At 34.8% G+C, this 13,478-nt stretch carries 12 protein-coding genes; 1 reads left to right on the forward strand and 11 read right to left on the reverse strand.

Translation table 11 applies throughout. From position 1 onward, the window contains the following. Window positions 1–56 precede the first annotated feature (56 nt). From GTR01_RS19805 to GTR01_RS19840, 8 genes are all read right to left on the reverse strand, one after another. Window positions 57–1,646 carry an NAD(P)-binding protein gene (locus GTR01_RS19805; protein WP_160139483.1) on the reverse strand — a complete coding sequence of 530 codons (1,590 nt, stop codon included), beginning with the start codon at window positions 1,644–1,646 and terminating at the stop codon, window positions 57–59. Beyond that, window positions 1,621–3,135, reverse strand: a complete 1,515-nt coding sequence (locus GTR01_RS19810) for a polyamine aminopropyltransferase (RefSeq protein WP_160139484.1) — start codon at window positions 3,133–3,135, stop codon at window positions 1,621–1,623. The genes GTR01_RS19805 and GTR01_RS19810 overlap by 26 nt, the downstream gene beginning before the upstream one ends. After that, window positions 3,128–3,343, reverse strand: coding sequence for a DUF350 domain-containing protein (locus GTR01_RS19815; RefSeq protein ID WP_077413617.1), 216 nt, complete (start codon window positions 3,341–3,343; stop codon window positions 3,128–3,130). The genes GTR01_RS19810 and GTR01_RS19815 overlap by 8 nt, the downstream gene beginning before the upstream one ends. A gap of 12 nt (window positions 3,344–3,355) precedes the next feature. Beyond that, window positions 3,356–3,547, reverse strand: a complete 192-nt coding sequence (locus GTR01_RS19820) for a hypothetical protein (RefSeq protein ID WP_228452293.1) — start codon at window positions 3,545–3,547, stop codon at window positions 3,356–3,358. A 3-nt stretch (window positions 3,548–3,550) separates the two neighbouring features. Continuing rightward, window positions 3,551–5,032: a DUF4178 domain-containing protein gene (locus GTR01_RS19825; protein WP_160139485.1), complete on the reverse strand. Its 1,482-nt coding sequence runs from the start codon at window positions 5,030–5,032 to the stop codon at window positions 3,551–3,553. Window positions 5,033–5,035: 3 nt separating this feature from the next. Next, window positions 5,036–5,395 (reverse strand): S-adenosylmethionine decarboxylase family protein, encoded by a 360-nt coding sequence (locus tag GTR01_RS19830; protein WP_160139486.1) that lies wholly within the window; start codon window positions 5,393–5,395, stop codon window positions 5,036–5,038. Window positions 5,396–5,416: 21 nt separating this feature from the next. Continuing rightward, a complete protein-coding gene (gene ctlX, locus GTR01_RS19835; RefSeq protein ID WP_160139487.1) occupies window positions 5,417–6,340 on the reverse strand; it encodes a citrulline utilization hydrolase CtlX in 924 nt (307 codons plus the stop codon). A gap of 84 nt (window positions 6,341–6,424) precedes the next feature. Next, the gene (locus GTR01_RS19840) at window positions 6,425–7,339 is read right to left on the reverse strand and encodes a dimethylarginine dimethylaminohydrolase family protein (RefSeq protein ID WP_160139488.1); all 915 of its coding nucleotides are present in this window, start codon (window positions 7,337–7,339) and stop codon (window positions 6,425–6,427) included. 744 nt (window positions 7,340–8,083) lie between these two features. Between GTR01_RS19840 and GTR01_RS24535 the strand changes: the two genes are divergently transcribed. Then, on the forward strand, window positions 8,084–8,248 hold the full coding sequence (locus tag GTR01_RS24535; RefSeq protein WP_185155152.1) for a hypothetical protein: 165 nt from the start codon (window positions 8,084–8,086) through the stop codon (window positions 8,246–8,248). A gap of 33 nt (window positions 8,249–8,281) precedes the next feature. Here the strand turns inward: GTR01_RS24535 and GTR01_RS19845 are convergent, their stop codons facing one another. The 3 genes from GTR01_RS19845 to GTR01_RS19855 form a co-directional block, all read right to left on the reverse strand. Beyond that, window positions 8,282–10,456: a TonB-dependent receptor domain-containing protein gene (locus tag GTR01_RS19845; RefSeq protein ID WP_160139489.1), complete on the reverse strand. Its 2,175-nt coding sequence runs from the start codon at window positions 10,454–10,456 to the stop codon at window positions 8,282–8,284. Between the two features lie 80 nt (window positions 10,457–10,536). Next, the gene (locus GTR01_RS19850; RefSeq protein ID WP_160139490.1) at window positions 10,537–11,601 is read right to left on the reverse strand and encodes a helix-turn-helix domain-containing protein; all 1,065 of its coding nucleotides are present in this window, start codon (window positions 11,599–11,601) and stop codon (window positions 10,537–10,539) included. A gap of 543 nt (window positions 11,602–12,144) precedes the next feature. Next, window positions 12,145–13,431, reverse strand: a complete 1,287-nt coding sequence (locus GTR01_RS19855; protein WP_160139491.1) for a citrate synthase — start codon at window positions 13,429–13,431, stop codon at window positions 12,145–12,147. Window positions 13,432–13,478 lie beyond the last annotated feature (47 nt).

The following is a 13,478-nucleotide window of genomic DNA, read 5'->3' on the forward strand; positions in this document are numbered from 1 at the left end:
TGTTTTTTAAAGGTCATCTGGGACTAGTAATCTCTTTTCTTGAGATCATGGAAGCTTTAAAGCATTTGTGCTGCTGTTCTTATTCCCTGATAAAAAGCTTCTTCAAAAATAGAAATTCCCGACAGATCGGAATGAGCAAAGAATATTTTTCCATCAATTGGTTCTTGTGCTGCTTTTGTTTTTTCTCCAAAAATCTGATGGGGAATAGGCGCAATCATTGCATGACCAATTTTATGAAACTGCATTTCCTTAATAAAATCCTCAATCATCGGATGGGCTTTCTTTAGATCTTCTAAAACTAAGTTTTTAAGTTCTGCTTCTTTCATGGAATACAATTTCTTTCTTGCTTTTTTGCAATCGCCCGTTGAGAAGCTTTTATAGTAAGTAATGACTTTTTCACCCATGATTTGATTAATATTTTGATGCTGATCATAAATATATCCTAATCCTGAAGATCCATAGATCACATTATCCCAGGCAAGCTCTTCGTCACCTCCAAATTCATTATCCAGAGTAATGGTTGTTAAAAGCCATGGAACATAATGAAATGATGATGCTTTTTTGGTATCAAAAATTCTTTCATTGACAAATTGCGGTGTTCCCAACAAGACTTTATCCGCAATGATCTTTTTCGTTTTTTTCTGAATATTATCAAAACTTAAAACTTCTACCTTATCATCTATCTTAATATCAAAAACTAAACTCTTAGTTAAAGATTTTTCTTTTGTATATCCTGATAGATAATGCGTTAGCCTCGCATTTCCTTCCGGCCATGTGAATACCTGATCTTTATATTTTTGGCTCCAGTTATTTTTTCTGCCTGCAAAATAATGGATTCCGGCCCATGCGGAAACGTAATCAATTCCTAATCCATAATCGTCCCTACAAGAATAATCTAAGAGCCAAAGAAGTTCTTCAGATTTGAAGTTCTGTTGTTTTAGCCAGTCTTTAAAAAGAAGTTTTTCCAGGTTTATTACCTCATCTTCCTTACTGGAATCATGAACAGGAATTGCAAACCAATAGTTACCTTGAGTATCTTTCTTTTGACGAAAAGCATTCATCATGGTAAAGAAACGATCAAATTCTTTTTGTACTTCTGTTGAAATTCCTTTTTGAGGAACAATATCATTCTGCCAGGAGTTTTTATAGAAAAGTCTTTCCTGTTGTGGAAAAGTCATCTGATATTCATCTAAAATAGGTTCTCCACTTTCTTCTGTTCCTTGGCAGATGCCACATTCTGTAAGAAATTCTATAATCTCTGTATTTTCTTTATTAGGTAAAGGCAAATAATGAGCACCCAGCGGGAATTTCGAATACTTATTCTCTCCATTGGATGAATTTCCACCCAAATGGTCTTCCATTTCCAATAAAAGGTAATCTTCCTCACCATGCTGGCTAAAATATCTGCAGGCAGAAAGTCCGGAGATTCCACCACCTACCACAAGAAACTTAGTGTGGATAACTTCAGAAAATTGTGGAAAATCCTTTGCCCATAGTTTATGCCCTAAAACATGGTTGGTTCCTGTTATTCTCAACAACAAAGATTTTACCTTCTTCCCACAATATTGCAGGAAGGGAAGCATCAGGCTACCTAGCAATAAGGTTTTCAGAAACTCTTTTCTACTGAACTTTTCCCCACTCTTCATCAAAATAACGAACTAATATCTGGTTATCCAGACGGTTAACTTCTACATCATTCACTTTCATATCTTTATTAAAATAAGATATTTGCGAGAAATCATAATCGTAATATTTTAAGCCAGGAAGCCTTCTGTAAATCTTGTTGTTGATAGGTTCATATGAGGCCATTGAAAATCCCCATTCTCCAAACGAAGGAACATAGGTATGATAAGCCGATGTAAAAGGAAAAATCTGATTAAGTGTTTTCTCTATACACCAGAAAGATTTCGGGGCAAAATAAGGCGAAGTTGTTTGTACCACAATTTTAGTATCTGGAGTGGTTAATCTTTCGAGTTCTTTGTAAAACTGTAGAGAATACAGCTTTCCTAAGCTGTAATTGGATGGATCCGGAAAATCGATAATAATGACATCAAACTTCTTTTTGTTTTCTTTTACCCAGATATAAGCATCTTTGTTGATAACTTTCACCTTTGGGCTGGATAAAGAGTTTTGATTCAGTCTTCGCATGGTTTCATTCGTTTTGAAAAAATCCGTCATTTCTCCATCCAGATCAACAAGCTGAACTTTTTTCACCTCGTTATATTTCAATACTTCACGAACAGCAAAACCATCACCTCCACCAAGAATCAGGACATTGTTAATATTTTTGGCCATCGACATTGCCGGATGTACCAATGCTTCATGATAGCGATACTCATCCGTTGAGGAAAACTGTAGGTTATTATTCAGATACAGTCTGAATTCACGGTTATTTCTAGTTAAAACAATTCTTTGATACGGAGAACTCTTTGTATAAACAATATTTTCACCGTAAAGCTTTTCCTCAGAATAAGACAGGATCTTATCTGAAAAAATGAAAAGCCCTACCAGCAGAATAAATGCTGCCATTGATTTTACCCTTAGTGAGAAAGGTTTTGATAATTCCTTTTTAAGGTAAAAGCATAAAAATATGGCAATCGAAATATTGATTAGACCAAAGAACAGGGGTGTTTTTACAATTCCCAATTGTGGAATTAAAACCAAAGGAAAAAGAATAGATGCCAGCAAAGCTCCGATATAATCAAAAGCAAAGACATTTGAAACTAAATCTTTAAACTGAACACGATCTTTTAAAATATTCATTAAGAGCGGAATTTCCACGCCTACCAAACATCCTGTAAAAAAGACAAAAAGATAGAGAACGCTCTCAAAATGCGCCAAAGTGTTAAACAAAACAAAGAGCACTACAGAGCTTATCCCACCCACAATTCCAACCAGGATTTCTATCTCTACGAATTTATCGATGAGATTTCCCTTAATGAATTTGGCCAGATAGGAGCCTACTCCCATAGAAAACAGGTAAACTCCAATGATAAAGGAAAACTGCTTCACTGAGTCTCCTAAAAGGTAACTTGCCAATGCTCCCGCTACCAATTCATAAATCAATCCACATGTAGCAATCACAAATACCGAAAACAGTAAAAGCAGCTCAAGAGGAATCCTCTTCTTATCCATGAATTGCTGCGCTTATAATCATTGAAATTCCGATGATAAAAGCTCCAAAAACAATAGCCAATGCAATGTTTTTATTTTGAGCGATTTCGTGCCATGTCTTTTCTGGTGTTAGTTTTTCAATAATAAAATAGCACACCAATAAAATAGCAATCCCTAAAAATGAATAAAGAACTGAGTTGAATATAGGTAATAGATTAATGTTGTCCATAGTTATATATTTTTATTTGTGATAATATCTGTAAAATCCTGCTCTGGAATGACTCCTTGTGGTGCCATCACGATAGTTTTCTGTTTTAGCACAGTCACAGAACTGATTTCCTGTAAACGTTAGATAAACAAACCAGCCCAGAAAAAAACCGCCAATGCTAAACAGCAGCCAGTTTGTTCTGATATAATTGATAATTTTTTTCATGGCTTAATAGTTAGAATAAGGTGAATTGGAACTATTGTTCCATTTATTTACTTCAAAAACACGTCCCATCCAATAGCTTATTCCGGCAAATAGTAATAGGCAGGCTAATACAATCCCAAAATTCCAGAAGGAAACTGGCAGCCAGGTGGCTTTAATATTCACAGACGGATTCTTATCATAATTTCCCTGTGAATAGCCATACTCCTGTGGCATATTGATAAGCATGGAATCTAATTTTTCTTCACTTTTTATATCGTTTTGAAGGCCGGTTCTTAATATGATATCATTTTTCAGTGTTTCTTTGTCTCCATACGAATTGATTGTTTGATCTTTATCATTTTTCAAGAAGTAACTCCCTACTTCATTTTTAATAATAGAAAAATCAGCATTTCCCGGTCTGTACCCAGATTTAAAAGGATCTTTAGTACCGCCTTCTTTTTCAGCTGAAATGAGGAAATGATAAGTTCCTGCCGGAATACCACATAAGTTGAACTCTTCCGTCTGGCTTCCTTCACTCCAGCTTTCACCTCCTTCAAATCCGGAATATTTCTCAATATCTTTAGAAGCATAGATAACCTCATTCGTTTTTTCATTCACAAGGCTCAATCCAATATTAGCCCATGAGTTATCCACATCAGAAAATGCATGTACTTTTAAGGGTGCCGAGCCGCCAGAAAGGGTGAAGCTTTTGCTTACCATTTCTTTATCATTCACATCAGAAAAATTAATGCTCTGCTCAAAGACAGTCTGATTACTTCTTGAAATCACAACATACAATTGCAGGATACATATCAATAGTGCTGCAATAGCCAGAATATTGGTACTCTGTTTTATATTGATCCAAAATGGCTGAACGATGCCTGTACCTATTCGATAAGGCATTTGACTGATTCCGAATGCTTTTTTTATTGTATTTCCTGAAATATGATTTCCTCTGAAGAATTGAACCGATTTTCCATATTCTTCCTTGGAGATCATTTCGGTTCCGTTTACGTATTCTTTATAGGTAGCTAGTCCAAATGAAAGATTCTCTTCAAAAAATCCGGTAGCTGCATGAATGGTACAGGGTGTAGTTTCATACCATCTGTAATTTTTGCCTCCAAATTCCGCATAGTACTGAAAATCTTTAATGTCAAAATCTAACTTGTTGGGATTTACCTGATGAAGAAACACCCAGTGTCCGTCACTTTCACTTAGGTAAACATTGTTTCCCACACGGTCTTTTAAGGAATATTCCCGCCAAAAAGTTTTTTTGCCATACTTTTTAATGACAATATTCATTACCCAGTACTCTGTACCGTAGAGAATTCCCTTATGTCCAACTTCCAAGACAACATTTTCCACAGGTTTATTAACAACCTTTCTCTGGGTGGTTTTTCCTACGATAATAAGACTCTTACAATGGCTGCAAATAAATTCTTCAATGGCAAAATCTATAGCCAGTTGATTATTATGAGTCTTACAAATGGGACAAATGTGATCCATTTTCTATCTGTAAATTTTGTGTTTCTGAATGGTTTTAGCTTTAAAATATTGAACAACCTCATCAGCAATCTCTTCTACTTTTGCGGTGTTGTCCTGGGTATAATTACAGAGAAAAACATCAAAAGTAAGCTGCTTAAATTCCGGCCATGTATGAATACAAAGATGCGATTCTTTAAGGCAAACAGCTGATGTAAAACTCTGATTTTCAAAAATGTGATTGGTAACTCCTACAATCTCTACCTTTTTAGTTTTCAGAATGCTTTCTGTAAAAGCAAGAAAACCTTTACTGTCTAATAACAAATCTTCTGACTCTGTTTCCAAAGTCAGAAGAATATGTAAACCTTTATTTGATAATGGGTTCAATTAATTTTTTTCGTAAATATATTATTTTTTTGGAAGAAAAACTTCTGCAAGCATACATCTTGCGCTTCCGCCTCCATTTACTTCGATCGTATTTAAATCTGAATAAATAATTTCACAATACTTTTCGATAGCTGCTACTTGCTCTGAAGTTAAAGATTGATAAGCGGTCTGGCTCATCACAAGGAATTTTTCACCTTCTTTATTTTGAACCTGAAGCATATTTCCCGCAAATTGCTGCATTTGTTCTTCTGAAATCTCAACGATTTCTTTTCCTGAATTCTTGATGGTTTCGATCACTTTTTCTCTTTCAAGCTCATCATCAATACAATCAAGACAGATTACAACAAATTTATCTGCCACACACATCATTACATTGGTATGGTAAATAGGAAGTCTTTCTGTGCCTACCGTCTGATAAGAGTGGAAAACCACTGGTGTAAAACCATATTTTTCACAAAATTCTCTGAATAGATTTTCATCCAATCTCAAAGAAACGGAACCATAAGCAATTTTGTTATCATGATCAAAGATCATACTTCCTGTTCCCTCCAGGAAATGTCCCTGAGTTTCCGGAAATGACCAATCATCAATTTCAGTAATTTCAAAACCTTGATCTTTGATGCTTTCAAGAATATCATCTCTTCTCTCCACTCTTCTGTTGGATGCGAACATCGGATATAAAACCACTTTTCCATCTTTATGGAAACTTACCCAGTTGTTCGGGAAAATAGAATCCGGAGTATGAGGATCTAATGTATCTTTTATCGTAATAACATTGATTCCTTTTCCTCTCAGTTTTCCCACGAAAGTATTGAATTCCGCCAAAGCTTTTGATTGAATATCGGAACCTGTCTGCTCTACCTGAAAGTAATTGTTTTTTGCAGTTTCTGCATTGTAACCGAATGCAATCGGTTCTATCATTAATACGGTATCTGTTGTTTGCATTTTTTTTAATTAAAAGATTGAAAAATTAAAAGATTGAAAGATTAAAACTCTCTCACTTTCAAACACTAAAACTTTCTCACTCAATTATTCTCTTACAAGCGGCATTGTAGAGCATCTCAATAAACCACCCATTTTAGAGATTTCTCTGTAAGGAATTTCTTCAACGGTCATTCCCCACACATCTCTTAGGTGATTGTTCATTCTGGTAAATGCTTTATCTGAAACTACAACATCCGGAGATATAGAGAAGATATTCGGGAACATTTCAAACATTTCTTCATCGTTGATGTGGAAGCAGTTTTCTTCTCCGAAAATATCGATGATCAAACGGTAGTCGCTTTCGTCTACGAATCCGTTTTTGTAGATAATACATTTATCTTCTCCTACTGGATTAAAAGTACAATCCAGGTGTAGGATTCCCTCAAACGGAACTTTATCATTTTTCTTCAGTTCAAGATCGATGATTCTTTTCTTTGGGAAGTATTCTTTTAAAATTTCAATGGCATACTCGTTGGTTCTTGCCGTTTTATAGTTTCTGTAATCTTCGCTGAAGCAGGTTCCAATGAAAATGAAATCATTCCAGACAATAACATCACCACCTTCGATATGGGCTGTTTCCGGAAGATTAATAATTTTTCTCCAAGCTACTTTTTCAAAGACACTTTTGTATGCCTCCTGCTCGTCTGCTCTGTCTGCAATCACGTTGGAAATAATCATCTTATCATCAATTACAAAAGCTACGTCTCTTGAAAAGACCTGATTGTAATCTTTAATGATGCTTGGGCGAAGTACTTCAACGTCATACTTTTTTAAAACCGCTTCAAAAGCGTTCATTTCATTAATGATATCCTCTTCTTTAGGATAAATGTTGTGTTCGATTGAGTAATATGACTTTGCGTCATAACTTTCCTCTAGTGTGGGAACAGCTCCCAATGAATTAGGTTGGCCTAGAACTACTGATCTCAACCTACCCGTTTCGTTTTTAATGTTTAGTCTCATAAAGATTTATGCAATACTACAAATATAAGTAAAGGTCTCTATCTAGAAAACTTTTGGATTATTTTCTCCATGAAATTCAGTGCCCTTTCCAAACACTCTACAGCAAAATTCTCCTTCTATTAGACCAACTACAGCAAACTGCATACAAAAACATCTACAACCTACTATATTTCATCTACATAAGAACAAAAAAATAGATTTTTTTATAATTTAATATCCTATATTAGTGATATAATTTTTGCGAAAATTATATTTATTAAAACTTAACTATTAACATCAAAAACAAAATTATGAACAAGAACATTCAAGTGCTAAAAAAAGCACAAAAATTAGGTAGAGATCAACAAAAATCAGTAATTGGAGGAGCAATAGCAGCCAGAAGATGCTGCGAGTGGGATGATGTCACTGGAAAATGTTTCATCTGGACATGTGACAGATGCATGTGCCCATAAAAACATCCAAGGCCGTTCCACAGATTGTGAAACGGCTTTTTTATTATTTTATCTTCCAACCTACTCACCATCAAAGTCTCCCTATTCATGTTCCATGAGCGACAATACATTTTTTTTGTTTTATGTTAAAACATTAGCAAAACTTCACCTTTTTCATTACAACTCACTACATTTCACACATATAATAGTAAATTTTCCTTTTTAAAATTAAATAATTTCATATATTAGTGATATAATTTCCATGGAATTATATTGTTTAAAACTTAACTATTAACATCAAAAAATCAAAATCATGAACAAAAGTAATTCAGTGCTTAAAAACGCTAAAAAACTAGGAAGAGAGGAACAAAAATCAGTAATAGGAGGAGCTGGCCCTACTAAACCAAGATACTGCTGTGAGTGGAATCCAAATGGTAGCTGCAGAATCTGGACATGTGGTAACTGTGTTTGCCCATAAAATAATAAACCTGCTTCTCAAGCAGGTTTTCTTTTATCTCGCCCTCACCTCCTCTTCTGTTTTCTGTACTTCTTTCATCTGAAACTTTGAGCTTCCAAAATTATAACTCAACGAAAAAACAAACCGGCTGCTGTCCCACCAATGGGTAAAACGATTATCCATAATCTGTTTATGTCTGAACTCCAATTGTTGTTCGTAAGAATCAAAGATGTTATTAAATCCTATTTTGGTATTGAGTTTATTATCCAACCATGATTTTTGAACTGATAGATCTACCATATATCTTGGCTTAATAATATAAAGGCTGTTCCCTGTTTTGGATTCATAACTTGTAAATAGGTTTATTGTATATCCTTTGGGAAGGGAAAAAACCTGATTTAATCTCATTTCATAGCTATAAATATTTAAAGCAAAAACTTCATCCAAATAGGGCATAAATTCATAATTATAATATCCGGCAATCTGGCTAGTTATATTCCACCATTTTGTAATTTTCATTGGAAAGCTGGTTTCAACAATGGCAAAATTGCGATAAGGAAGATTTGTTCCAAGATATTCAAGAACATTTGTTTTGGGATTATACAAAGGATAGCGGGTCATTACTTCTTTCTCTTTTCCAATGGTAAAGCTTGTCATCCAATTTTTGTATCGAAAAGCGGCTTTAATCTGACTGGTAAAAGAGGGCTGCAAATAAGGATTTCCTATCCAGTAATTTAACGGACTGAAATAATATCGGAATGGATTGAGCTGTGAAAATACAGGTCTTGTCATTTTCCTGCTGTAAGAAAGAGAGAGGTCGCTCGATTTACTGAACGTATAATTGACACTTAAAGATGGTAGCCATTCCAGATAGTTTCTTTTCACCAAAGAATCAACTGTAACAGCATCAGAAGTACTCATAGTCTCTTCAAGTCTTAATCCTGCATTGATCTTGAAGTCTCCAAACTTTTGGCTATAGGTTAAATATCCTGCCCATATTCTTTCTTTATAGGAAAACATATTGCTTCTTATCGGATCAAAAACAAACTTATTCCCTGATGATAAGGTATCATATCTGATATTATTACGAGTATCTGAGCTGCTATATTTAATTCCAGCACCAATATCCGCATTACCAATTTTCTGTGAGATATCTGCCTGAACAATATAGATGTTAATTTTATTTAGAAGATCCGATTTCCAATAGGATAAAAGACCTGCTGTTCCTTTATCTTTATTGATGAAATCATCCTGTTGTTTATTTTTGATCGACAGGTAATTTCCTGAAGCATTAAGTTTAAATCCTTTATTTTGAAAAGAGTAATCAACTGTTACGCCATAGTTATCCTGTTTATATTCTGAAGGATTTTCACTGGTAGTATTAAAAACTTCCTGAGTTTCGCTTTTATCAGTAGCATAAAGTGATCCGTTGCGGATACGGCTATTGCTTCTAAAATTTCCTCTAAGATTGAACCCTAATTTATTTTTATAATTTAATTTAAAATCTGCTCCAGTCTGAAGGCTATAGACTTTTCCATACTCTTTCTGATAGGTATTAGTCTTCATAATATCAGTATTCGCCAAGTGTTGCAAGGCATGATATCTATATATTGAAACTCCATCATTAAGTCCTGCCTGAAGATGGTATGTTACTTTTCTTGTGTTGTAAGAGAGACTCAATGTATTTTCCTTATAATTGAATCGGTTTACATATATATTCCCGTTATAGCTCCCTTTCCAGCCAATATTAGTATTCTTTCTTAATCTGATATCAATAACTCCTTTAAATTCGGCATCATATTTTGAGGAAGGATTGGTATTCACTTCTAAAGACTCTACCATTTCGGGAGTAAGAGATTGTAGATAAGCCTGTAATTCCTGGCTTCCCATTACTACTTGCTTTCCATCAATAAAAACGGCTGGTGTAATTCTTCCCCCAATATAAATTCCACCTTCCTGATCTACGGTAACGCCAGGTGTCTTTCTTAATACATCAAGAAGATGGGTAGACGTTTTAAAGTCTTTATTTCCGGAAACCGCCATCACCAGATTTCCATCATTCAGTTTTACATTTTTAGGGGCAGCCTGAATAATTACTTCAGAAATACTCGTGGTAGAAGCTTTAGAATCAGACAGAGAATCTGAAACTTTTCGAGAAGTAACTTTCTGTGCTTTTCCGAAAAATGAAAGAAACAATACTAGCAACAGGAGCCATAGTTTGATCATCATAAATTTTAAATTTTATGTGATCAAAAGTATCGGCTTATCGTAAAAATCAGGTTTTAGAATTAAAATTCCGCAGTACGAAATTATAAATTTGAACTCTGAAACCTAGGCCCAGTAAGCGTTTGCGACTGTTTGTATAAAAGAGGTGTAGTGTTCTTAATTTTTTTGAATGTTGAAAAGAAAGTAGACTTAGAATTGAATCCCACTTCATAACCGATTTCTTCAATTTTTAAATAAGACCCGTTTTCTATTTTTTCACAGGCTTCATTGATCCTGTATTCATTAATGTAGATGGAAAAACTTTTTTCGAGATTATCATTCAGCAATTGAGAAAGCTGATGGGCAGACATATTCATTCTGGAAGCAAGGTCATTCAGTTTAAGATTTGGGTTTTTATAGAGTTCTTCAGTATTCATCAATCTTTCTAATCTTGAAACAAAGTTATCTGCCTGCTCTTCCGAGATCTTTTTATTGGAATATCTATTACCGGGATCTTTTACGGAAATCTGCTGATCTTTTTTATTGATTAAAATTAAAAAATTAGCATACAGAACGAATGAAAAAACCAGACTTCCCCCAGCACAATAGATCTGTATCCAACCTGTAGAGATCAGTTGGTAAGTCAAAAAGATAATCACATTACTGATCAGAACCGGAAGAACAAATCTGTTACCTTTTGCAATATTCTGCTTAGAAAAAATATAATACTGATAAACCGTCAGACAAATAAATACTGACCAAACGGTATAAATAAAAGTTCCAATATAACGATCCCAAATCACTGGAAAGAACAGGTAAAGCAAACCGACAATTCCTAAAATTACGGTCAGGGTTCCAAATATCTTACGGCAGCTTTTCCAATTAAAATGTTCTTGCTGAAATGATGACTTAATGTAATAATATAAAGCTGGCCCTGTAAAAAACAACGCAGCTAGTCCCAAATATGGAATCAGTCTTGGCAGATCGGGGTAAAAGTAAATACATACTGAAATTCCCACCCTTAAGCTTAACATGAGTAACAGAAATCCAAGGAAAAAATCAGGGATATATTTCAGTTTTTTAACAAACAGCAGATAAATACCGAGCAGTAGCCCATTAAAGGCTCCTACTGCACTGAAAAAAAATAACATCTGTTGTCCGAAAGTCATGGCTTTATGTATTTTAGTTTTAAACATCAATCTCACCAATAAGGCTATCACCTCTCTAATTTCTTCATTACAGAAGAAAACTCCGATCTATTTCATCAAGAAATATCAGCTTTGTGGTTAAAATGTTGTTTAGAGTAAATTTAATAAATTATTGAATTGAATTTCAGATAGATGAACGTTTTTTTAGGTTTTGGCTAAAGCCAATAGAATTTTTGTTTATTTCTAAACGGGCTAAAGCCCGTTTCTATTGAATAATATATACTGTGGATAACTTTGTGGATAACGTTATTTGAATCTATATTAGATAATAAAGTTAGAATATAGACAGCAGTAAAAAACTATAATGGGAATGGTCATATTGATCACCAATTATTCATTATGATCAACCATAATCTTAGCCCCGATAGAAACGGCTACCCCACAGCAGGTTTTGGACAGCATGGGCGCGAGGAGTAAAAGTGGATAGCGGGAAACTGCTCCTAATCATTAAAAACAAAAAATCCCAAAGCAAGCCTTGGGATTTTGATATGGTATAAGCAAATATTATCTGCTTGCGATATCGATATAGTTTCTTTCCTGAGCACCTTGGTAAACCTGTCTTGGTCTTCCGATTGGGTCTCCTTTCAATCTCATTTCTTTCCATTGAGAGATCCATCCTGGTAGTCTTCCTAATGCAAACATTACTGTAAACATTTCTGTAGGAATTCCTAATGCTCTGTAGATGATTCCTGAATAGAAGTCTACGTTTGGATATAGTTTTCTTTCTACGAAGTACTCATCCTCAAGTGCTACTCTTTCTAACTGCATTGCAATGTCCAGCGCTTTATCTTGGATACCTAATGCTTTAAGGATATCGTCAGCAGCTTTCTTGATGATTTTTGCTCTTGGGTCGAAGTTTTTGTATACTCTGTGTCCGAATCCCATTAGACGGAAGCTATCTCCTTTATCTTTAGCTTTAGCCACATATTTAGATACGTCACCACCATCTTTCTCGATAAGCTCAAGCATTTCGATTACAGCTTGATTAGCACCACCGTGAAGTGGCCCCCAAAGTGCAGATACCCCAGCAGAGATAGAAGCGAAAAGACCTGTGTGAGCAGAACCTACCATTCTTACTGTAGAAGTAGAACAGTTTTGCTCGTGGTCAGCGTGAAGGATTAATAATTTATCTAATGCATTTACTACTACCGGATCGATTTCGAAATCAGCGTTTGGTAATCTGAATGCCATTTTGTAGAAGTTTTCTACATAGCTTAGGTTGTTATCACCGTGGTTTAATGGTAAACCTTGAGTTTTTCTGTACGTCCAAGCACAAAGGTGAGAGAACTTAGCGATCATTAGCTCAGCAGCGTGATCCATTTCTTCTTTAGAGTTTACGTTAACAGCTTTCGGGTTGAATGCTGTTAAAGCAGAAGTCATAGAAGAAAGAACTCCCATAGGGTGAGCAGAACGAGGAAAAACATCAATGATCTTTTTCATCTCATCTGCGATGAAGTTATATTTTTTAATGTTGTTGTCGAAAGAAGTAAATTGATCCTGAGTAGGTAATTCTCCATGTAATAAAAGATACATTACTTCTGTGAAGTTAGATTTCTCAGCAATTTGCTCGATTGGATAACCTCTGTAGAATAATTCTCCTTTATCTCCGTCTAAGTAAGTGATGTCGCTAATAGTAGCTCCTGTATTTTTGTAACCTAAATCCAGAGTGATCAAACCTGTCTGGTCTCTTAATTTCGAAATATCAATCCCTCTGTCTCCGATAGTACTATCCATGATTGGATATTCATATGAATTACCGTCGTAATTCAATATTACTTTGTTGTCTGACATTATTTATTTATTTTTTTTAAATATACCACTTTCCATAAAATACGGCA

Source organism: Chryseobacterium sp. c4a (genome assembly GCF_009900745.1).
Lineage (GTDB): Bacteria > Bacteroidota > Bacteroidia > Flavobacteriales > Weeksellaceae > Chryseobacterium.